Origin of the sequence: Polaribacter pectinis, from assembly GCF_014352875.1 — a bacterium.
Taxonomy (GTDB): Bacteria; Bacteroidota; Bacteroidia; order Flavobacteriales; family Flavobacteriaceae; genus Polaribacter; species Polaribacter pectinis.
On sequence record NZ_CP060695.1, the window covers coordinates 3,349,872 to 3,369,935 of the forward strand.

The 20,064-nt window shown below is 29.1% G+C and carries 18 protein-coding genes; 9 read left to right on the plus strand and 9 right to left on the minus strand.

The genetic code is table 11. The features are described from left to right. From H9W90_RS14800 to H9W90_RS14820, 5 genes are read left to right on the plus strand one after another with little or no spacing between them, the layout of a single operon-like run. Positions 1–1,188 carry a molybdopterin molybdotransferase MoeA gene (locus tag H9W90_RS14800; protein ID WP_187482345.1) on the plus strand — a complete coding sequence of 396 codons (1,188 nt, stop codon included), beginning with the start codon at positions 1–3 and terminating at the stop codon, positions 1,186–1,188. Then, entirely contained in the window at positions 1,188–1,664 is a 477-nt protein-coding gene (gene moaC, locus H9W90_RS14805) for a cyclic pyranopterin monophosphate synthase MoaC (RefSeq protein ID WP_187482346.1), read from the plus strand. Before H9W90_RS14800 ends, moaC begins: the two co-directional genes overlap by 1 nt. Continuing rightward, entirely contained in the window at positions 1,657–2,787 is a 1,131-nt protein-coding gene (locus H9W90_RS14810; RefSeq protein WP_187482347.1) for an NTP transferase domain-containing protein, read from the plus strand. The genes moaC and H9W90_RS14810 overlap by 8 nt, the downstream gene beginning before the upstream one ends. Next, on the plus strand, positions 2,788–3,879 hold the full coding sequence (locus H9W90_RS14815; RefSeq protein ID WP_187482348.1) for a HesA/MoeB/ThiF family protein: 1,092 nt from the start codon (positions 2,788–2,790) through the stop codon (positions 3,877–3,879). A gap of 5 nt (positions 3,880–3,884) precedes the next feature. Continuing rightward, a complete protein-coding gene (locus H9W90_RS14820) occupies positions 3,885–5,654 on the plus strand; it encodes a MutS-related protein (protein WP_187482349.1) in 1,770 nt (589 codons plus the stop codon). Positions 5,655–5,844: 190 nt separating this feature from the next. On the opposite strand, the gene gldD is transcribed toward H9W90_RS14820, so the two are convergent. From gldD to mutY, 4 genes are read right to left on the minus strand one after another with little or no spacing between them, the layout of a single operon-like run. Beyond that, the gene (gene gldD / locus H9W90_RS14825) at positions 5,845–6,402 is read right to left on the minus strand and encodes a gliding motility lipoprotein GldD (RefSeq protein WP_187482350.1); all 558 of its coding nucleotides are present in this window, start codon (positions 6,400–6,402) and stop codon (positions 5,845–5,847) included. Then, on the minus strand, positions 6,395–7,723 hold the full coding sequence (gene gldE, locus H9W90_RS14830) for a gliding motility-associated protein GldE (RefSeq protein ID WP_187482351.1): 1,329 nt from the start codon (positions 7,721–7,723) through the stop codon (positions 6,395–6,397). The genes gldD and gldE overlap by 8 nt, the downstream gene beginning before the upstream one ends. An 18-nt stretch (positions 7,724–7,741) precedes the next feature. After that, positions 7,742–8,173, minus strand: a complete 432-nt coding sequence (locus H9W90_RS14835) for a single-stranded DNA-binding protein (protein ID WP_187482352.1) — start codon at positions 8,171–8,173, stop codon at positions 7,742–7,744. A 40-nt stretch (positions 8,174–8,213) separates the two neighbouring features. Further along, positions 8,214–9,257, minus strand: a complete 1,044-nt coding sequence (mutY, locus tag H9W90_RS14840; protein ID WP_187482353.1) for an A/G-specific adenine glycosylase — start codon at positions 9,255–9,257, stop codon at positions 8,214–8,216. 141 nt (positions 9,258–9,398) lie between these two features. Here mutY and H9W90_RS14845 point away from each other — a divergent pair, with 141 nt between their 5' ends. Then, complete coding sequence (locus H9W90_RS14845) at positions 9,399–9,689, plus strand: HU family DNA-binding protein (RefSeq protein WP_187482354.1); 291 nt, start codon at positions 9,399–9,401, stop codon at positions 9,687–9,689. Between the two features lie 322 nt (positions 9,690–10,011). Next, positions 10,012–11,541 carry an Rne/Rng family ribonuclease gene (locus H9W90_RS14850; RefSeq protein WP_187482355.1) on the plus strand — a complete coding sequence of 510 codons (1,530 nt, stop codon included), beginning with the start codon at positions 10,012–10,014 and terminating at the stop codon, positions 11,539–11,541. 124 nt (positions 11,542–11,665) lie between these two features. On the opposite strand, the gene H9W90_RS14855 is transcribed toward H9W90_RS14850, so the two are convergent. Continuing rightward, complete coding sequence (locus H9W90_RS14855) at positions 11,666–12,721, minus strand: endonuclease/exonuclease/phosphatase family protein (RefSeq protein ID WP_187482356.1); 1,056 nt, start codon at positions 12,719–12,721, stop codon at positions 11,666–11,668. Positions 12,722–12,862: 141 nt separating this feature from the next. Between H9W90_RS14855 and H9W90_RS14860 the strand changes: the two genes are divergently transcribed. Further along, positions 12,863–15,670: a carboxypeptidase-like regulatory domain-containing protein gene (locus tag H9W90_RS14860; RefSeq protein WP_187482357.1), complete on the plus strand. Its 2,808-nt coding sequence runs from the start codon at positions 12,863–12,865 to the stop codon at positions 15,668–15,670. A 32-nt stretch (positions 15,671–15,702) separates the two neighbouring features. Beyond that, the gene (locus H9W90_RS14865; RefSeq protein ID WP_187482358.1) at positions 15,703–17,145 is read left to right on the plus strand and encodes a DUF5689 domain-containing protein; all 1,443 of its coding nucleotides are present in this window, start codon (positions 15,703–15,705) and stop codon (positions 17,143–17,145) included. Positions 17,146–17,221: 76 nt separating this feature from the next. Here the strand turns inward: H9W90_RS14865 and H9W90_RS14870 are convergent, their stop codons facing one another. The 4 genes from H9W90_RS14870 to H9W90_RS14885 are packed head-to-tail and all read right to left on the minus strand — an operon-like array spanning position 17,222 to position 19,805. Beyond that, positions 17,222–17,866 carry a response regulator transcription factor gene (locus H9W90_RS14870; protein ID WP_187482359.1) on the minus strand — a complete coding sequence of 215 codons (645 nt, stop codon included), beginning with the start codon at positions 17,864–17,866 and terminating at the stop codon, positions 17,222–17,224. Continuing rightward, positions 17,863–18,627: a sensor histidine kinase gene (locus tag H9W90_RS14875; RefSeq protein ID WP_187482360.1), complete on the minus strand. Its 765-nt coding sequence runs from the start codon at positions 18,625–18,627 to the stop codon at positions 17,863–17,865. The genes H9W90_RS14870 and H9W90_RS14875 overlap by 4 nt, the downstream gene beginning before the upstream one ends. Beyond that, on the minus strand, positions 18,597–19,229 hold the full coding sequence (locus tag H9W90_RS14880) for a hypothetical protein (protein ID WP_187482361.1): 633 nt from the start codon (positions 19,227–19,229) through the stop codon (positions 18,597–18,599). The genes H9W90_RS14875 and H9W90_RS14880 overlap by 31 nt, the downstream gene beginning before the upstream one ends. Before the next feature lie 18 nt (positions 19,230–19,247). Further along, positions 19,248–19,805, minus strand: a complete 558-nt coding sequence (locus H9W90_RS14885) for a hypothetical protein (protein ID WP_187482362.1) — start codon at positions 19,803–19,805, stop codon at positions 19,248–19,250. Positions 19,806–20,064: the final 259 nt, after the last annotated feature.

The following is a 20,064-nucleotide window of genomic DNA, read 5'->3' on the forward strand; positions in this document are numbered from 1 at the left end:
ATGATTTCAGTAAAAGAGGCAAAAAAAATAATTTTAAACTCAACTCAAAATTTTCGAGTTGAAGAAATTCCGTTTATAAAATCTGTTGATAGAATTTTAAAAGAAAATATTCTTGCAGATAGAGATTTCCCTCCATTTAATAGAGTTTCTATGGATGGAATTGCAATTGACTTTACATCATTCAAAAACGGACAAAGAAGCTTTAAAATTGAAGGAATTCAAGGTGCGGGAAGTGAGCAAATTTCACTAAATAATCCAGAAAATTGTATTGAAGTTATGACTGGCGCAGTTTTGCCTAATAATACAAATACAGTAATTCGTTATGAAGATGTTACCATCGAAAGCGGAATCGTAACAATTAATATTGATGAAATTAAAGACGCCCAAAATGTTCATCCAAAAGGAAAAGATAGAAAAATTGGCGATTTATTAATCAAAAAAAACACAAAAATATCAGCATCAGAAGTTGGTGTTTTGGCAACCGTTGGAAAATCGCTTGTAAAAGTTGCAAAGCAACCAAAAGTTATGATTGTTTCCACTGGTGATGAATTGGTTGGTGTAGATGAAATTCCTTTAGAACATCAAATAAGAAGATCTAATGTTTTTACATTGGTTTCATTATTGGAAAGATTACATATTCCTTCTGAAACTGCTCATATTACAGATGATAAACCTATTTTAAAACAAAAAATAGAAAGGTATTTGCAAGAATATGACGTTTTGCTTTTCAGTGGAGCAGTCAGTAAAGGTAAATTCGATTTTTTACCAGAAGTTTTTGATGAATTGGGTGTAGAAAAATTGTTTCATAAAATCACACAAAGACCTGGGAAACCTTTCTTTTATGGCAAAACCAGTAGATGTAATGTGTTCGGATTTCCTGGAAATCCTATTTCGACATTTGTAAATTGTTTGGCTTATTTTTATCCTTGGTATTATAAATCAGTTGGAGTAGAGGTTGAAGAGGAAACCGCAATTTTATCAGAAGATTTTGTTTTTAAACCGAGCTTAACTTATTTTTTACAAGTAAAATTAAGTTACAAATTTGGGCATTTAGTGGCAACTCCAATTACTGGAAATGGTTCTGGAGATTTAGCAAGTTTGGTAAATGCAGATGCTTTTATTCAATTACCAAATGATAAAAATGAATTTAAAAGTGGAGAAGTTTTTCCAATAATTAGATATAGATAATGAGTGATTTCACACACATAAACAAAAAAGGAAATCCTAAAATGGTAAATGTTTCTGATAAGAAAATTACCAAAAGAACAGCAATTGCAAAAGCAACAATGTTTTTAGGAAAAGAAGTGATTTCTAATTTTTCAAATGATGAATTAACTACCAAAAAAGGCCCCGTTTTTCAAACAGCGATTATTGCAGGAATTCAGGGTGTTAAAAAAACATCAGAATTAATACCAATGTGTCATCCATTATTAATTAATGGTGTAGATATTGATATTAAAATTATTGATTCAGAAAATGTAGAAGTGCTTTGTGAAGTTACAATTGAAGGAAAAACAGGCGTAGAAATGGAAGCTTTAACTGGCGCAAATATTACTTGTTTAACAATTTATGATATGTGTAAAAGCATCAGTCAAAAAATGGTGATTAAAGAAGTAATGTTGGTAGAAAAAACGGGAGGAAAATCGGATATTAATAATGGCTAAACACAAAAAACATACAAATTTAGAAAGAAGAAATAATGACAATTTTGCGCCGAATGAAATTTCAATTCTAGGAACAAACTGTGGTGTAATTTCAGATTTAGTTCATAAGGTTTCAGAAAAATTATCAAACTATAAATTGACGTATTTTGATGCTTCACATGCAAAAGATGTTGAGAGAAATAGATTGTCTGAGTTTACTTTTCATCATGAAGGAAATTTACAAATTACTACTTCTGGAAACGTAAATAAATTTGAACAACGTTTGCAATTTGCGCAATACGATTATGTTTTTATCAACGGAAATCATTATCAAGGTGCAAAACAAATTCTTATTTTAGACGAAGCAAAAGAAGCTTCCGTTTTAAAAAGATTGGATCAATTAGATAGCATTCAGTTTATTATTAAGTTGAAAAAAGAAACGGAGTTTTTTGATTTTTTAGTTGAGAAATTTCCAAACATAAAAAATAAGGTTTGCTATACTATTGAGGAGGTTGATAAAATTGCAAATCATATCATTAATTTAGTTCAAGAGAAAGTTGCTCCCATAAAAGGACTTGTTTTAGTTGGTGGGAAAAGCACAAGAATGGGGAAGGATAAATCTGAATTGAATTATTTTGGAAAACCTCAAAAAGAACACGCTAAAGAATTGTTAGAAAATAATAATTTTGAAACGTATTATTCTGTTCAAACCGAATCTTCTGTCATTTCGAGCGAAGTCGAGAAATCTCAAAACGAAATCCCAGATGTTTTTCTAAATCTTGGACCTTTTGGCGGAATTTGTTCTGCTTTTCAAAAAGATCCTAATTCGGCTTGGTTGGTTTTAGCAACAGATGTACCATTTGTAAATGATGAAGTAATTCAGCAATTATTAAAACATAGAAATCCGAGTAAAGTTGCTACAGCAATTAAAGGAAAAAACAAAGAGTTTGTAGAGCCTTTGATTACCATTTATGAACCAAAAGCATATTCAATTTTATTACAATATTTAGCACAAGGATATTCTTGTCCACGTAAAATGTTAATTAATTCTGATGTAGAAATCGTTGAAATTGATGACTCTTTTATTAGAAATGTGAATACTCCTGAAGAGTTTGAAAATGCTAAAAAGGAAATTAAGTCTTAAATGAAACCTGCTAAAGAAGAACTTTTCAAACGCCAAATAACTCTTCAAGAAATTGGAGAAGTTGGACAAGAAAAACTACAAAACGCATCTGTTTTGGTGGTTGGTTGTGGAGGTTTGGGAAGCCCAATTGCAGTTTATTTGGCTTCAAGTGGTATTGGAAAAATCCATTTAGTAGATTTCGATACTGTTGATATTACAAATTTGCACAGACAAGTTTTTTATTCTTTAGAAGATGTAGATCAACCAAAAGCGGAAGTTTTATCAGCATTTATAAAAAAAAGAGCGCCTTTTACAGAAGTAATTTTTTCTAACAACCCAATTACAAAAGATAATGTTTTTGAATTGATAGAAAAAGTAGATATTATTGTAGATGGAACAGATTCCTTACCAACAAAATATTTGTTAAACGACGCTTGTGTTATTAAAAACAAACCTTTGGTTTATGGTTCTTTGTATAAATTTGATGGTTATGTAGCTACTTTTAATGTCTTACAAAATGATGGAAGTTATTCTACAAACTTAAGAGATGCTTTTCCAGAAATGGCAACAGATATTCCAAATTGCGAGGAAGCAGGAACATTAAATCCAATTGTTGGCATGATTGCCATGCAACAAGTAAATGAAGTTTTAAAATTAGTTACAGGCATTGGAAAACCGTTAATAAATCAACTTCGTATATATAATACGTTGCAAAACACAGAGTTAAAAATGAAGTTAAAACCTACTTTTTTGAAAGATAAAATTGTGAAACTATTTAAAGTCCAGACCTATGTAGATGCTGCTTGTAGTGGACAAAACTCTGATTGGCAAATTTCCCCAGAAGAATTAAAAAAACGTTTGTCATTTCGAGCAGAGGCTAATAATCTGGAAATTATTGCAGTTTTAAACAACTTAAAACTTCCTTTTGAGGTGCAACAAACAATTCATATAAATAGTTTTGATGCAGATAAAATTACGGTTGATAAAAGTAAAACTTATGTAATGGTTTGTCAGCGCGGTTTTAATAGCTACAGAGCAACTGTAAAATTGAAAAATAAATATCCAGATTTAGAAGTGTTGAATTTAACTGGAGGAATTTCGAGTTACAAATAAAATAAATGAAAAATCCAATAGAATTTTATACAAAGCATAAAGCTGAATTAGAAGAAAAGGCGAAAGAGTTAAAAAGTAAATCAGCTAATTTAAGTGTATTTAGATTTGCTGTTTTTTTAGCAACTTGTTTTTTAATTTACTTGACTTTTGGAAAATATCCTGATATTTTTATTGTTGCTTTTTTAGGACTTTTACTGTTTGGTTTTTTGGTTACAAAACATGTAAATCTTAAAAGAAAAAGAAATATTCTTGCTGAAAAAATTAAAATAAATGCAGTTGAAATTCAGGTTTTAAATAGAGATTTTCATCATTTAGAAACTGGTGAGGAATTTATAAATCCTGCACATTATTATAGTAATGATATCGATTTATTTGGATTGGGGTCTTTCTATCAATATATAAATAGAACAAAAACAAAAGACGGAAAAGTAGTTTTAGCAAACTGCTTAACAGAAAATAAAACAGATACTATTTTAGAAAAACAAGATGCTTTAAGAGAACTTTCTGGTAAAGTAAAATGGCGTCAGCATTTCTCTGCTTTGGCAAGTTTGGTGTCTGTAAATAGTACTACAAACGCAATTGTTGGTTGGATTTCTAATTACAATTCTGTGTTTCCAAAATTTTTAAAAACGCTTCAAATTGTTTTTACAATCGTTTCTTTAAGCTTAATTGGTTTGATTTCTTTCGGACAAATTTCTTTCACTTATATTGTTATTTGGTTTTTTGTCGGACTTTTTATTACGGGTAGATTTGTAATGAAAATAAACCACTTATACACAGAAGCAAGTAAAGCAAGAGATACATTTAAGCAATATCATTATTTATTAAATGAAATTGAAAATGAGGGATTTACTTCAAAAATATTAAAGGAGAAACAGCAAATTATCAATTCAGAAAGTAAAAAAGCTTCTGTTATTTTTAAAGAATTCGCGAGAATTTTAGACACTTTCGATCAAAGAAATAATATTGTTATCGCAATTTTTGGAAATGGATTGTTTCTGTCTGAAATTTACAATGTCTGTAAAGTAGAAAAATGGATTTCAGCTTACAAACATACTGTAGAAAATTGGTTTGATGTTGTTGCTTATTTTGATGCTCAAAATTCGTTGGCGAACTTTAAATTCAATCATCCAAAGTTTATTTTTCCCGAAATTACTTCAGAAAAAAATGTAATTAAATCTTCTAATTTAGGACATCCTTTATTGAATTCAGAAAAAAGAGTTGATAATGACTTCAACATCAATAAAGAAGAGTTTTTTATTGTTACTGGTGCAAATATGGCTGGGAAAAGTACGTTTTTAAGAACGGTTTCTTTATCTATAGTTATGGCAAATTGTGGTTTGCCTGTTTGTGCAGAAAGTTTTAAATATTCGCCAATAAAACTAATTACAAGTATGCGAACTACAGATTCTTTAACGGAAGATGAATCGTATTTTTACTCAGAATTAAAACGTTTAAAATTTATTGTTGATGAAATAGAAGACAAAGATTATTTTATCATTTTAGATGAAATTTTAAAAGGAACCAACAGTAAAGACAAGGCAATTGGCTCTAAAAAGTTTGTAGAGAAATTATCGAAATCTAAATCTACAGGAATTATTGCAACACACGATGTAAGTTTATGTGAGTTGGAAAATGAATTTGAAGACATTAAAAACTATTATTTCGATGCAGAAATAATCAACAACGAATTGCATTTCGATTATACTTTAAAAAATGGTGTTTGTAAAAACATGAATGCTTCTTTCTTGTTACAGAAAATGGAGATTATTTAGAGGTTTTTGTGTGAAAAGAGATAGGATTTAAAAAAAGTGAATCAAGAACCAAGAAGAATAAGACTGAATGACGTAAGATTTTATAGTTCGATGTTTTGCTAAAATAAATTTATAAAAACCTCTGTGAACCTTTTGAGAAACAATTAAAGTAAAGAAATTAACACAAGAGTGTTTCTTCCCTTTGGGAAGATTAAGATGGGTTTTTCCATTCTAGCGTTTCCACCAAACGTAATATATCTTCTTTAATATAATCTACTGCTGGTAGAATAGAATCGTAATTTGGTTTGGCATAGAAATATAAAGAACCTTTTATAAAGTTTTTTGTACTGTCTGTTACATGAAACTGAATATGAGATGCTGCATTACCGGTAATTTCATAAATGCTTCCAAATACTCTTTTATTTTTATTAACAAAGTCTTTTGGTATAATTTGTTCTGCTTTTACAGTGTGTTTAAAAACTAATTTTTCCGCTTCTGTAAGTAATTCTGTAATATTATTCTCTACTGGCCTGTATGTAATATCTATAGAAGCTTTTAAATTGGGGTATTTAATTGTTAACCAATTGTTAGGTTCGTTAATAAGAGTAGCATTTTTTAAAACATCAAAAGTATAAGGTCTTTGTAATTTTAAATTTTCATACTTTTTTTCTGGATATGATAAGCTTAAATATGCTTTGGGCTTTGGTAAAACGTCTTCTTTACAAGAAAGAAAAATCAATAAAAATAAGAATGTAAAAATGTTACGCATTTCTGGTTGCTTTAACTTGTTTAATACGTTTTTTGTCTAACGCTTCTATGGTAAACGTATAATTCTTAAAGTTTATTTTCTCGCCTCTTTTAGGAAATTTACCAGAAATCTCTAAAATGAAACCTGCAAGTGTTTCACTTTCACCTTTTTCTTCCTCAAAAATTTCTTCATCTTCATCGTCTAAAACTCTACAGAAATCTTTAATAGTTGTTTTGCCTTCAAAAATATAGTTGTTGGCATCTATTTTAGAATATGACAAGTCATCATCATCAAATTCATCATTTATATCACCAACAATTTCCTCAATAACATCTTCTAGAGTTACTAATCCGCTTGTTCCTCCATATTCATCTACCACAATTGCTAAATGGTTTTTCTTGGCTCTAAAATCGCCTAATAAATCATCTAACTTTTTGTTTTCTGGCACAAAAAAAGGTTCGCGTATTAAACTTTGCCATTTAAAAGCTTGTTTGTTTAAATGCGCTAATAAATCTTTTGCATATAAAACCCCAATAATGTTATCTATATTATCATGATAAACAGGGTTTCTAGAATATCCGTTAGTAAGAATTTTATCTAAAACTGCTTCATAAGTTTCGTCATCCGATAGTGCAAAAATATCTATTCTTGGTTCCATTATTTGCACGGTTTCGGTGTTTCCGAAGTTTACAATTCCTTGTAAAATTTTTTGTTCGTCTTTAGTAGTTGCTCCTTGCGAGGTTAACTCTAATGCTTGAGATAAAGTTTCAACAGAAAAATTAGAGTTTTTGTTTCCTAACTTTTTTTCTATCCATTTTGTTAAATTGATTAAAGGCAGGCTAAATGGTGTTAAAAGAATATTTATTCCGTTAATAAATTTAGACATTACTTTAGAAAAGCGAAGTGCATTTCTAGAGGCGTAAACTTTAGGTAAAACTTCACCAAATAAAAGAATTAGAAAAGTAACTAGTATAATTTCTAATAAAAAACGAATTGGAATTGTAAAATAGAAAAGGTTTAGTTGGTAATTAAAATCGCTAAATAAAGTTTCTGATAAAGAAGCAAAAATTAATACAATTAAAATATTAATAAAATTATTGGTTATTAAAATGGTTGCCAATAACTTTCTTGGTCTTTCTAATAAGGTAACAACAATGTTTTCTTCTTTACCATTGTTAGAAAGTTCATTTATATCAGTTTGGTTTAGCGAGAAAAAAGCAATTTCTGATCCAGAAATTAAAGCAGAACTAATAAGCAATGCAACTAAAACGATTCCATTTAAAGAAGTAATAAAATCGAATGAAGCTAGTAGTATAAATAAAGATTCGGGATCTGGGTCCAAATTTAAAAATTTAAGTTATTAAAAGGGTAAATCGTCATTTTCTTCCGGTGCAACAGATTTTGGTGCAACATTAGTTGGTGTATTTTGCTGCGGAGTATTGCTGTTTTCAGAATTTTTTTTGGTAGACAACATAGTCATTTCATTAACATGAACTTCAGTAGAATAACGCTTAACGCCATCTTGTTCCCATTGTCTATTTTTTAATTTTCCTTCCACATATACTTTATCACCTTTAGATAAGTATTTTTCGCAAACTTTTGCCAAACCATTTCTAACAACAATATTGTGCCAATCTGTATTAGTTACTTTTTCGCCAGATTGCTTACTTGTGTAACTTTCACTAGTTGCAATAGGAAAACGTCCTACACAATTTTGATCATCAAAATAATGCATTTTTACATCATCTCCTAAATTACCAATTAAAATTACTTTATTTATTGTTCCTGCCATAGCTTGCGTATTTCTATATCAAAAGTACTAAAAATATCGATTACTTTTTAAGTTGGAATTGATCTAAAAAATTAGCAATAAGAATAGGTACTGGAAAATCTTCAATTTTACTCCAAGAAACATTAGCTTTCTTATGTTTTTTTGTTTCTACAACCCAAAAATTGGTATATAAATGTTGATGAGAAAGTTTGTGTATTATCTCTTTTTTATTGAAAAGCGAAATGGTTGTTTCGTTAGGAAATAAATCAATAAATTTTTCTGAAGCAATAATTTCTTCCTGATTGATGATTTGTTCACTCTCAATTAATGGAAATTGATACAAACCTTGCCAAATTCCTTTTCCTTTTCTTTCGGATAAAATGGTTTTGTTATCATCGGTTTTTATTACAAGAAAATTAAAATAACGCTTTCTGACCTTTATTTTCTTCTCTTTTACAGGTAATTCTTTGGTTAATTTCTTTTCAAAAGCAATACAACTTTCAGAAAAAGGACAAGAATTGCAAAGTGGATTTTGAGGTTTGCAATGTAGTGCGCCAAAATCCATAATTGCTTGGTTGTAAGTTCCTGGTTTGATTTCATCAATTAAAGTCTGTGCAAGTGTTTTAAACTCTTTAATTCCTGCAGTCGAGTTAATTGCTGTAAAAATGCCAAAATAACGAGAAAGCACTCTGTAAACGTTTCCATCTACAACTGCTGTTGGTTCGTTAAAGCATATAGAAGCTATTGCAGAAGCTGTATAATCTCCAATTCCTTTTAATTTTATAATTTCTTTATAAGTTGATGGGAATTCGCCATTTAATTCATTTGCAATCAATTTTGCAGAAAAATGTAAGTTTCTTGCACGCGAATAATAACCCAAACCTTGCCACATTTTTAAAACGGTACTTTCATCTGCTTTTGCAAGGTCGAAAACTGTTGGAAATGCTTCCGTAAATTTTAAATAATAAGATAAACCTTGAGCAACTCTTGTTTGTTGAAGCATAATTTCGCTCAACCAAATAAAATATGGGTTCTTACTTTTACGCCAGGGTAGTTCTCTGTTGTTTTGTAAGTACCAGTATATTAATGTGTTAGAAAATTTCATTTTAAAAAAATAGAAATGCAATATTACATTTTAAAATTCACATAAATTTAAGTCTTTATTTTTTTGCTATTGATTAATTATCATATATTTGCATCCGCATTTTTAGAAGACAATTAATAAAAAAATAGTAAAAATAGAGACATGACGAAAGCAGATATCGTATCAAAAATTTCAGACAAATCAGGAATTGAAAAAACGGATGTTTTGGCAACTGTTGAAGCATTCATGACTGAAGTAAAGGGTGCATTAGAAAGTGGTGACAACGTTTATTTAAGAGGTTTTGGTAGTTTTATTATCAAAACTAGAGCAGAAAAAACAGGTAGAAATATTTCAAAAAATACTACTATTAAAATTCCTGCTCACAACATTCCAGCTTTTAAACCAGCAAAAACTTTTACTGAAGGAGTAAAAAGTAAAGTAGCTGTTAAGTAACAAAATACTAATCTAAACCTTAATTGGTTTAAAAAACAACAAGCATTATGCCAAGTGGTAAAAAAAGAAAGAGAGCAAAAATCTCTACACACAAAAGAAAGAAAAGAGCTAGAGCAAATAGACACAAGAAGAAAAAGTAAGCTAACGCTTACTTTTTCGTTTATTGTTTAGCGAGAAGAAAATCAATCAAACAAAAAAGTTCATTGACATTAGAAGATTTGCAAGCAGTGTAAGGCTGTAAATTTTCTCACGGTATTACAAAAATACCTGACAATATTAATCCATCTGCACAATTACGTGCAGTGTTAAAACCAAATTCAGCATGAAAACAGAATTAATAATTCGTTCAAATTCATCTGATATTGATTTTGCCTTATTAAGAGATGGAAAACTTATTGAATTAAATAATGAAACAACTGGTAACAAGTTTTCTGTTGGCGATATATTTTTAGCCAAAATAGGAAAAGTGTTAACAGGTTTAAATGCGGCCTTTGTAAATGTAGGTTACCCAAAAGATGGGTTTTTACATTATCATGATTTAGGTGCGCAGGTAAACTCATTAAACTCATTCCTTAAGAAAGTAAGCACAGGTAAGTATAAAGAATTCACTTTAAAGAACTTCCAAAAAGAGGAAGACATTAACAAAGACGGTAGTATTAACAAAGTAATAAAAACAGGACAAAACCTGTTAGTACAAATTGTAAAAGAACCAATTTCTACAAAAGGCCCAAGATTAAGTTCAGAACTTTCTATAGCTGGTAGATTTTTAGTTTTAGTTCCTTTTTCAAACAGAGTTTCAGTTTCTCAAAAAATTGAAGACCCAAAAGAAAAAGAACGTTTAAAAAGATTAGCAAAAAGCATAAAACCTAAAGGTTTTGGCGTTATTTTAAGAACTGTTGCAGAAGGAAAAAAAGTAGCAGAATTAGATAAAGATTTGCAAAACTCATTAGAGCGTTGGAAAACTATGTGTAAGCGAATTGCAAACACAAACACACCAACAAAAATATTGAGTGAATTAAACAGAGCATCTTCTATTTTAAGAGATGTAATGAATGATTCTTTTACAAATATTGTAACAAATGATGAAACACTGAAAGTAGAAATCAAAGAGTATTTACAAGAAATTTTTCCTGAAAAGGAGAAGATTGTAAAATTACATAAATCAGAAATTCCGATTTTTGAAAAATACGGAATAGAACGTCAGATTAAAACATCGTTTGGAAAAACAGTTTCTATGAGTAGAGGTGCCTATTTAGTAATAGAGCACACAGAAGCTTTACATGTTATAGATGTAAACAGTGGAAACCGTTCTAATAAAGCAGGTTCTCAAGAAGATACAGCATTAGAAGTAAATTTAATTTCTGCTACAGAAATAGCACGTCAGTTACAACTGCGTGATATGGGCGGAATTATAGTTGTAGATTTTATTGATATGCACAAGGCTGAAAACAGAAATAAATTGTATCAGCACTTGAAAGAACAAATGGCTTTAGATAGAACAAAGCACAAAATATTACCTCCAAGTAAATTTGGATTGGTACAAATTACAAGACAAAGGGTAAGACCAGAGTTAAGTATAAAAACTACCGAAGCCAACCCAAATGGAAATGGACAAGTAGAAGCGCCAATTGTCTTATTAGACAAAATTGAAGCAGATTTAGAAAAATTTATTTCTAATCCAAAAAATAAAAAGATACAATTACACTTGCATCCATTTATTGCTGCATATTTATTAAAAGGCGTAAATTCTATACGTTTTAGATGGTATCTAAAACACAAAAAGTGGATTACAATTATACCTAGAGATGCTTACACATACTTACATTATAGATTTAAATCTGTTAAAGATTAAATTTTATAATTGTAAAAGGCAATAATTTTTTATCAAAAGAAAACCCACAACTTTAAAGTTGTGGGTTTTTTTATTTTTAGAATATTAAATATTTATAATATTTTTCTAACTTAATAAGAGTAAGTTACTGTTTTTCTTTTATTAAATAAATATATACAGGGTAATGGTCAGAATATCCTCCTGTATACCCACCGTTAGAAAAACTTCTAAAAGGGTAACCTTTATATTTCCCCTTTTTTCCGCTTAGAAAACGTTTGTTAAAAATCATAGCTTTGTACATTTTGTATGTAGAAAAATCTTTTTCTCCTTTGTCTAACAATTGAGATGTAAAAAGTATTTGGTCGAATAAGTTAAGGTTATCCCTGTATGCTAATGTGTTAAATCCTCTTCTATGTAAGTCTTCATATGGGTTGTATAAATCACCTTCTGCAACATCTTTCTTTCTACTCTTGGTTTTTAAAACCTCTTTAAAACTTGAGTTTATTGGGTCATCATTAAAATCACCCATTGTTAAGATTTTAGCATTAGGTTCTTTTTCTCTTATTTGAGCAATAATTTTTGTGTTTTGATATGCTGCTTTTTCACGTAAAGGTCTACTTTTTGCTTCACCACCACTTCTCGAAGGCCAATGATTTACTATAACATGTATCAATTCATCGTCTAAATAACCAGAAACTAATAACTGATCTCTTGTATAAACAGGGAAATTATCTCTGTAAATTTTAGGATTGAAAGCTTCGTGGTAAATAGGTTTAAAATATCTTTTCTGATATAATAATGCTACATCAATTCCTCTTTTATCAGGAGAATCGTAATGGATAATACCATAGCGTTGTTTTGCTAAATGTTTAGATTTAACTAAATCTTCAAGAACACTTAAATTCTCTACTTCAGAAACTCCAATAATAGCCGGACTTGTATTTGCTTTATCTAAACCAATTTGAGCAATCGTACTTGCTAATTTGTCAATTTTATCCCAATAAACTTTAGACCTATTAGCTTTAATTTCCATCATTGGGCTAGCTTCATCATTCTTTGTTACATCATTAATTGTGTCGAATAAATTTTCTAAATTATAAAAAGCAATTGTTCTTATGTTGTATTTTTTACCTTGCTTTTGACCAAAAGAAGATGAGATTGAAACTAAAAGCAATAATAATATGGCTATATTTTTTTTCATTTTATATATTTTCTATGCAAACATATAAAACAAATTTCACGCCAAAAATTTTATATTCATATTTTAACACAATTGTATGTTAAAAATTGTTAATTTTGTGAGCATTTTTGCAAAAAATATATAAAATATAAATACACATTTATGAGAAAAATTGTTTTATCAATATTTATGTTGTTATTCTTTAGTATAGGGTTACAAGCACAGAATATTGTAAAAGGAATTGTTTCAGACAGCGATTCAGAAAACCCTCTGCGAAGTGTTTCGGTTAGCGTAATTAACACTTCAATTAGCCAGATTACAGGTGCAGATGGTGTCTTTACTTTAAAAAACCTTACCAACGGCAACTACATTGTAGAGATTAAATTAGCGGGTTATGAAACACAAAATTTTCCTGTAGAACTTACTGGGAAAATGGTAGATTTAGGTACTATCTTATTATATAAAGATATAACTGAAGACCAAGACTTAAGTATTGTTACCATTACAGATGATGAATTAAACGATGATGGTGGTGCTGCAGATAATATTTCTGGTTTGTTACAAGCAAGTCAAGATGTATATTTAAGAACGGCTGCTTTCGAATTTAGTTCTTCTTTTTTTAGAATTAGAGGTTTAGATTCAGAAAATGGTAAGTTACTTATTAACGGAATAGACATGAACAAGCTTTATAGTGGAAGACCACAATGGAGTAATTGGGGAGGTTTAAATGATGTTTTAAGAAATCAAGAATTTAGTACTGGTTTAACTGCCTCTGCTTATACTTTTGGAGGAATTTTAGGTTCTACAAATATAAATGTAAGAGCTTCAACCCAAAGACCAGGAACTCGTATTTCTTATGCAGCGTCTAACAGAAGTTACCAACACAGAGTTATGGCAACACATTCTTCAGGTATGTCTGAAGATGGTTGGGCATACACAGTTGCTGCAAGTAGAAGAGCAGGAAATGAAGGTTTTGTAGATGGTACTATGTATAATGCAAACTCTATGTTTCTTTCTTTAGAAAAGAAATTTAATGAAGAACATAGCTTAAATTTTACTTCAATTACAGCTTTTAATAGAAGAGGAAAATCTGCTCCACAAACTCAAGAAGTTTTCGATTTAAAAGGTATTAGATATAACTCTTATTGGGGTTTTCAGAATAATGAAATTAGAAACTCTCGTATTAAAGAAGTTTCAGAACCAATTTTAATGTTGAATCATTACTGGGATTTAAATGAAACTACATCTATTAATACAAATGTTTCTTACCAATTTGGTAAAACAGGAAATAGTAGAATAGACAATAACGGAACTAGAGTAGATGGAACTGCTGTAGATGGTAATGGAAATCCTTATATTGTTAATTTAGGAGCTTCTAACCCAGATCCTACATATTATCAAAAACTACCTAGTTATGGTTTAAGACAAGGGTATTCTAATATTTATGATATCCAACAGAACTTTATAAATGATGGTCAGTTAAACTGGAATAGTTTGTATAATGCAAACCTTAATCCACAAAATGGAGGGAATTCTTCTTATGTTTTATATGAAGATAGAAATGATGATACTCAATTTACTGTAAACAGTATTTTAGACAAAGAAATATCAGAAAATATCACTTTAAATGCCAGAGTTCAATACACTAAATTAAAATCTAAAAACTTTGCAGAAGTAATAGATTTATTAGGAGGAACAGGTTATTTAGATGCAGATTCTTTTGCAGATTCTTTCGATGAAAAACAAAACGATTTACTAAACCCATTAAATGTAGTAGGAGTAGGAGAAAAGTTTAAATACAATTTTAATTTGTTTTCTGATGTAATAGATGGTTTTGTTCAGGGACAATTTAAATATAATAAAGTTGACTTTTATTTAGCTGCTAACGTATCTAGAACATCTCATCAAAGAGAAGGTTTGTTTCAAAATGGAGGTTTTGCAAATAATTCTTTAGGGAAGTCAGAAGAATTATCATTTACAAATTATGGTGCTAAAGGTGGTTTTACTTATAAGTTTTCTGGACGTCATTTATTTAATGTAAATGCAGGTTATCTAACAAAAGCACCTAACTTAAGAAATTCATTTTCTAATTCTAGAGAAAATAATAATACTGTAGAGAATTTAACTAGCGAAAAAATAATGACTGCAGATGCAAGTTATATTTTTAGAGGTCCAATTTTACAAGCTAAAGTTACAGGTTATTACACAAAAGTTCAAGACGCAACAGAAATTTCTTTTTTCTTTGCTGATGGAATTGGAGGAGACAACACAGCATTTGTACAAGAAATTTTATCAGGAATTGATAAAAAACATTTTGGAGCAGAATTTGGTGTAGAAGCGCAGGTAACACCTACTATTAAGTTAAAAGCTGCAGGTAATATTGGGCAATATACTTATGATAATAATCCAAATTTATACTTAACTACAGAGAACAATACACGTTCTACAGATGCAGGTTTTGTTAACGGTCGTAAAGATTTTGGTGCAGCAAACCTTAAGAATTACAAATTAGCAGCAGGACCACAAACAGCTTATTCAGTTGGTTTTGAATATAGAGACCCAGATTATTGGTTTGTTGGTGCAACTGCAAACTTTTTTGATAATGTATATGTAGATGTAGCTCCGTTAACAAGAACTTCTAATTTTGCAGATGATGGAGGAATTCCATTTAATGATTATGATGTTGACATTGCTAGAGAATTATTACAACAAGAAAAGTTTAACAATTATATGGTTGTAAACATGATTGGTGGTAAATCTTGGAAAATAGGAGATCAATATATTAGTGTATTTGCTAGTCTTGGTAATTTATTTAACACCAAATATAAATCTGGTGGTTTTGAGCAAGGTAGAAACGCAAATTACAGACAATTAAAAGAAGATAAAGAATTAGATACACCTGTATTTGGAAACAAATATTGGTTTGGTAGAGGAACTTCTTATTTCTTAAACGTAAACTATAGATTTTAAATAAAATAAAAAACTCATTAATATATACAATTATGAAAACAAATAAAATTTTCGGCTTTTTATCATTTTTAATGATAGCCTTCTCAATTACATCTTGTGTACAAGATGGAGATTTTACAGTACCAGATGTATCTGTTGTAGAACCTAATATTACAGCAAATTCTTCAGTTTTAGCAATTAAAACGGCGTTACAGCAAGAGTTTAATTCTAGCGGAGATTTAGTGTATACTTTTTTCGAAAATGAAGAAAACCCAACTTATGTAGAAGCTTATGTTGTATCTAGTGATGCAACAGGTAATTTTTACAAAAAATTAATGGTACAAGATAAGCCAGAAAACCCAACAGCAGGGATTGAAATTATAATAAACCAAACTTCTTTAAGTGAAACTTTTGATATCGGAAGAAAGATCTATATTAAATTAGATGGTTTGTCAGTTTCTTATGATGATGGGGAAAGCGCTAATTTTATTAGCCCAACAAATGGTATTCCTGGTAAATATGTTTTAGGAGTTTTAGATGGAGATCAAGTAGATGATATTCCTTCTACATCTGTAGCAAAACATATTTTTAGATCTGCAACTGTTGCAGAAATAGTACCTACAAGTATTAAGTTAGCAGATATTACAGGAGAACACATTAGTACAATGATACAATTACCTTCTGCACAAATGTTAAAGTCAGATTTAACTAAAACTTTTGCAGGTGAATCTAATGATGAGTTTGATGGTTTTAGAACTGTTTTTGAATGTGAAACAGAAAAAACAATCCAATTACAAACAAGTACGTTTGCAAGTTTTAAATCTAATTTAGTTCCTCAAGGAAAAGGTACATTTACAGCAGTATTATCTAAAGACTTTAGATCAGAGTTTTTAGTTGCTATAGCAAACAAACCGTCAGATTTAGAATTTACAGATATGGACAGATGTGATCCTCCAGTTTTAGATTGTGGTACAGGAGCAGTTGGTGGAAGCGTTGTTTTATTAGAAGAAGATTTCGAAAACATTACAACGTCTGGTGCAATTACTGCTGCAGGTTGGACAAACGTAAACGTAAATGGTGGAAGTACTATTTACCAATCAAGAAGTTTTAGTGGAAATAGATACCTTCAAATTTCGGCATTTAGATCAGGAGAAACTCCATTAGAAGTTTGGTTAGTTTCACCAGAAATAGATTTAGATGCTACAACAGATGAAGAGTTAACATTTGAAACAAATACAGGTTTTGATAATGGAAAAGCATTATCAACTTATGTATCTTCAGATTTTACAGGAGATGTAACTACGGCTACTTGGTTAAGATTAGATGCAGTTTTATCTGAAGGACCATCTTCTGGTTACGGAAGTTTTGTTAGTTCTGGTTCTATAAATGTTTCTTGTTTATCAGGTAAACTTCATGTTGCTTTTAAATATGAAGGAGCAGATAATGGTGTAACTACTACTTTTCAAGTAGATAATGTAAAGGTTACAGGAAAATAATTTTTCCTTTAATTATATAAAAAAAGCCAGTAAAGTTAATTCTTTACTGGCTTTTTTGTTTTTAATAGCTTAATACTTATAGTGTATAAATTTTATTTTTAATAGCATACATTACTAAACCAACTCTATTTCTTACGTTTAGTTTAGTAAACAAAACATCTCTATAGCCATCTATTGTTTTTGGGCTTAAACACATTCTGTCTGCAATTTCTTTATAAGTTAATTCAGTGCAAGCTAACTTCATAAATGTAAGTTCTCTTTCTTTAAATACAATAGTATCTTTTCCATTACCAGAAATAGATTGCATTAATAAATTGGTAACATTTTTTGTGTGAAAAAAACCATTTTCTACAACTTCTATAAGAGCATGTTCTAAAACAGATTTTTCTGTGTCTTTTAATAAGTAACCAATTGCACCTGCTTTTAACATTTTAAGAACTGTAGTATCTTCATCTTCTACAGAAAGTGCCATAATGTTTGTTATAGGGTAATTTTCTGTAACCCATTCTGTAGTTTCAATTCCGTTCATAATTGGCATATTAATATCCATTAAAACTACATCTGGAATGTTTTTTGGAGAAGAAGAGAACTTATCAATTAATTCTTGTCCGTTTTTGCAAGTATATAAAACTTTAAATTTATCAAAAGTATTAACCATACCTGCAATTGCTTGCGATAATAATGTATGATCGTCTACAATTACTACTGAATATTTTATCATAATTTATAATGTATAGATAGTTTTGTTCCTGCCCCTTTTTTTGATGAAAATTTGGCTTCAGCTCCAATTAATTTTGCTCTATTCTTTATGTTTTCTAAACCAATTCCTTTATTAGTATTTTCTGGTGCAGCAAAACCAATTCCGTTATCTGTGGCAGTAATAATTAGTGTGTCTAATGTATATTCTAAAACTACCGTAAGCATAGAGGCTTTAGAATGTTTAATGGTATTAGAAAAGAATTCTTGTAAAATTCTAAAAATTATTATGCTAGATTTTTTATCAATTTCTAATTCTTTACCTATAATTTTAAGGTTAGAATCTATAAAGTTTAATCGATTAAATCTATCAATTTCTAACTGAATTGCTTCACGTAAATCAATATTTTTAATTGCTTCTGGATTTATTAATTTAGACAAAGATCTTACTTCTGTTAATCCTTTAGAGATGGTTTGTGAAACTTCATTAATGTTTTCTTTTGTAGTAGTTTGCAACTGAATTTTTGCCAATGTTAAAAGCTGACCAATATTATCGTGCAATTCCCAACTTATGTTTCTTAAAGTTTCTTCTCTAATTTCTATTTGAGTTTCAGCAATTTCGCGCTCAAAACGTTTTTTTTCGTCTTTTTGTTCTTGTAATAATTTGTTTTTCCTGTTTTGATAAACCACAAAGAAAACAACAACAGTTATTGTCATTAATAAAATTAATAGCGATGTAAAAATTAATGTAGATTCTACTCCTGATTGTACTCCTTCTTGCTCCATATAAAACCGATTGAATAACAAGTATATAAAATTAGATTAAAAGAGATTAGAATTATTTGATACAAATTTTGATTAGACATTGTTATTTCTTCTGTATAAATCATAAAAGGTATTATACCAACATTAAAAAGAAGTAATGCAGTTGCTATCCAAAAACTTAATTTATATTTAATGTGAATCATTATTTTACTAGATAGTAATTCCGAAAAATATAAAAGTGTAGCAATTAAATTAATAATAGCACCAAAAACAAATGCTTTAATATGATATTCTTTATTGTCTTCAAAAATAAAACTATAAACGTCTATAAAAACAAATAGTATTGCTAGAAAAAATACTATTTGTTTAAACTTCTTTTTTTGTATTATTTTGTAATACCAATTAAAATAAAATAAAAAACTTATTAAAAAATAGATATTATACACCCAGCTATTTTCTGTTTTTAAAACCTTACCAATATAGCCTCCAATGCCAAAATCAATAATAAAAACAAACCACAGAAAATGCATAAAATACTTTTCTGTTGATTTGTTGTATTTCTTGTAATGATAAGTAGCTAATAAAGCTGCAATAAACTCAAATACGTGAATAATATTACCCATTTTTTTAATAATCTTCTATTATAAATCATTAAAATGAGGAGGGTTTCCACCATTACCCATATTAAGGCCATCTATGTCTTTAATAATTTCATCATCATTTTGATAAAAGAAACTAGCACCATTAGAAAGTTTTCTTTTAACAGGCATAAAAAATACGGTTGTATAACCTAAATCTTCTTTTTTAATTTTTTCATTTGGGCTTTTAGTTGGATAAGCACCAAGATAAACCCTTAATTTTAATTCTTTTTTGTCTATTCCTTTTTCTTGTGCTTCTTTTTCTACGTAAGCTATATATTGTTTAATAGTGGCAAAATCGAAAGTTACATCTCTAACATCTTTTATAAAATCGCTTTTAACTGTTTTATCTTCTGTAGTTTTCATTTTATTAAAATGTCCATTAGCATTTAAATGTTCATTCAAAACATTAGCTCTAGTTGCTATATACTCTTTTTGTAGCTTACTTGCAGTTGAATAATCAATTGCTTGTTTTGGTTTGTCAGAATTTTGTTTCTCACAACAAGAATAAAAAAATAAGATAGAGATAAATACAATAACGATTTTGTTGATTTTTTTCATGGTAATAAAGATTAGGTTAATATTTAGAGCAATTTACAAAATCTAATTGAAGTTCTATTTTATTAGCTTCATAGAAAAACATTATAAAACTAAGGGTGTTTTTCCTGTATGATTATCAATATAATTCCTGTGGTCTAAATCAAACAATAAATTGAAATTTGTAACAAGAAAAAGAAAAGTTAGGGGAAATTGCTAAAAAAGTCTCATTAATAATTGATGAGGCTTTTTTATAAATACGAAGTTCTCATTCTTACAGTAA